Source organism: Staphylococcus sp. EG-SA-2, assembly GCF_017152085.1.
In genome coordinates this window covers 1-654 of sequence record NZ_JACYHC010001186.1, presented here as the reverse complement: position 1 = coordinate 654, position 654 = coordinate 1, and the positions used below count along the sequence as shown (strand labels likewise).

The 654-nt window shown below is 34.1% G+C and carries 1 pseudogene; it reads left to right on the top strand.

The window, feature by feature from the left end:
- A pseudogene (locus IDG60_RS28105) lies at nucleotides 1–654 on the top strand (SAV1866 family putative multidrug efflux ABC transporter); the annotation flags it as partial.

The window sequence follows — 654 nt, the reverse complement described above, 5'->3', positions numbered from 1 at the left end:
TTATTATTGCACTATCCATAATGTTCTTTTTAGATGTGAAATTGACTTTAGCAGCACTGTTTATCTTCCCATTTTACATTTTAACGGTGTACGTTTTCTTTGGAAGATTAAGAAAATTGACGCGTGAGAGATCGCAAGCATTAGCTGAGGTTCAAGGATTCTTGCATGAACGTGTTCAAGGTATTTCAGTCGTTAAAAGTTTTGCGATTGAAGACAATGAAGCGAAAAACTTTGATAAAAAGAATACTAATTTCTTAACACGTGCGTTGAAACATACAAGATGGAATGCCTATTCCTTTGCCGCAATTAATACAGTTACAGATATTGGACCAATTATTGTCATCGGTGTTGGTGCATATCTTGCTATTTCTGGATCAATCACAGTAGGTACACTTGCAGCATTTGTTGGATACTTAGAGTTATTGTTCGGGCCTTTACGTCGTTTAGTCGCATCATTTACAACTTTAACGCAAAGTTTTGCTTCAATGGACCGTGTATTCCAATTAATTGACGAAGATTATGACATTAAAAATGGTGTTGGTGCTCAACCTATTGAAATTAAACAAGGTCGTATTGATATTGATCATGTTAGTTTTCAATATAACGATAACGAAGCTCCAATTTTAAAAGATATTAATTTGAGTATTGAAAAAG